Here is a 1,746-nt window from a genome sequence, read left to right on the forward strand (position 1 = left end):
CCGTAGCGCATGAGTACTCCGGAATCCAGGACGTCCTTTACTTGATTTCTTTCTTTATCCCCAAATAATTCAAAACCTGGCATAGTGATATTTAATTTAAAATGTTGTTTATTTTTATTCTTTACTATTACAAATGCTGCGCCTAAGATATGTAAATAATACTATTTTCCATATCACGCCTGACTTTCTTAAATTCGGAAAATATGTCGTCCTCTGCTCTATATCCAATGGGAAGTACCAGAACAGATCTCAGACCTTTTGAACTTAAATTTAACAACTCATCATAACCGTCCGGGCTAAAACCTTCCATTGGACAAGCATCAAGTTGCTCTACTGCACATATTGTAAGTAAATTTCCCATGGCCAAATAAACCTGATTAATAGCCCATTGTTCAATTTGTTTAGTATCCATTTTGGCAAATTCGCTTACTAATTCTTTTTTAAATGGTTCTAAAACAGAATCACTGGTTCCTCTTATATCTTTTACTTTTTTAAAATAACCGGAGATGTATTCGGCATCTATTTTCTTCTCGATACATAAAATCAAAAGATGTGAAGCCTGGGCAACCTGCCTCTGACCATATGAAAATTCAACCAACTGTTCCTGCAGGTCCTTATTTTTTAGCACTACCATTTTTATTGGTTGCAAGCCGTATGAAGTAGCGGTAAGATTAAATGCCTGTTTTATTCTATCCAATTTAGAAACTTCAATCTCTTTAGAAGAATCAAATTTTTTTACCGCATATCGCCATTCTAAATCCTTAATTATATCTGCCATTTCCTTTTTAATTAAAAAACCATAATTTGATTGCCATGATTATGACCATAAATATCAAAAACATTTTTACATATCCATCACCTTTCCCAACTGATATTCTGCTGGATAACCATGCACCTGCCCCGTTACCAATGGCTAAAACCAGCCCAACCTCCCAAATTACTTTATCGTTAAAAATAAATACGGCGAGAGCTGAAAGGGTGTAGATAAAAACAACCGCAACCTTTGTAGCATTGGCCCTCACTAAGGTCATATGATTAAAATAATGTAAAAACAAGAGTATTACGAAGCCAATTCCTGCATTGATAAACCCTCCATAAATTCCGATAAAGAAGAACACAATAACACCTACCCATAAATACTTACCGGTAACCCGTTCTGTAAGATCCTGCATACTTATTTTAGGTTTAAAAACTATTATCAGTACCACTGCGAGCATAATAATGGCTAATATCTTATTGAATGTTTCCCCTTTAATGTCCACGGCGATACTTGCACCCAAAATAGACCCGAAAAGTGCTGAGATCCCTAAATAAATATTGAATGGAAAAGTGGATACGCCTTTACTTTTAAATCCGGCTACACCAATTGCGGTCTGAATTGCAATAGCTACTCTGTTTGTTCCATTGGCCACGCTGGGAGGTAATCCCAAAAAGATTAAAAAAGGTAGTGATATTAAAGATGCCCCCCCGGCGACTGTATTAATAAAACCGACAACAAAACCAACTAGTACGAGCAGTACGTAATGATACCATTCTTCCATGGGGCAAAAATAGGATGTCGCAAATAAATAATACTATAAACGGCAGAAGAAAATCGTCAACAAACTTTTTAAGGTATAAAAAAGGTTAGTATATTTGCGCTCGCATTAAGGGAGGAATGGCAGAGTGGTCGAATGCGGCAGTCTTGAAAACTGTTGAGGGTCACACCTCCGGGGGTTCGAATCCCTCTTCCTCCGCAATCAAGCG

Annotated in this window: 2 protein-coding genes and 1 tRNA gene; 1 reads left to right on the forward strand and 2 read right to left on the reverse strand. The window is 36.9% G+C overall.

Going from position 1 to position 1,746, the window contains the following annotated elements:
- Positions 1 to 142: 142 nt before the first annotated feature.
- Both WBN20_RS11030 and WBN20_RS11035 read right to left on the reverse strand, forming a co-directional pair.
- Positions 143 to 778, reverse strand: coding sequence for a nitroreductase family protein (locus WBN20_RS11030; RefSeq protein ID WP_424272220.1), 636 nt, complete (start codon positions 776 to 778; stop codon positions 143 to 145).
- Between the two features lie 7 nt (positions 779 to 785).
- Entirely contained in the window at positions 786 to 1,541 is a 756-nt protein-coding gene (locus WBN20_RS11035; RefSeq protein ID WP_424281709.1) for a sulfite exporter TauE/SafE family protein, read from the reverse strand.
- Positions 1,542 to 1,651: 110 nt separating this feature from the next.
- Between WBN20_RS11035 and WBN20_RS11040 the strand changes: the two genes are divergently transcribed.
- Positions 1,652 to 1,736, forward strand: a tRNA-Ser gene (locus WBN20_RS11040).
- Positions 1,737 to 1,746: the final 10 nt, after the last annotated feature.

The organism is Eudoraea sp., from assembly GCF_049665975.1.
GTDB lineage: Bacteria > Bacteroidota > Bacteroidia > Flavobacteriales > Flavobacteriaceae > Eudoraea.

Coding starts and splice junctions, on each gene's coding strand:
- WBN20_RS11030 (WP_424272220.1), bottom strand. CDS start 778: ATGGCAGATATAATTAAGGATTTAGAATGGCGATATGCGGTAAAAAAA.
- WBN20_RS11035 (WP_424281709.1), bottom strand. CDS start 1,541: ATGGAAGAATGGTATCATTACGTACTGCTCGTACTAGTTGGTTTTGTT.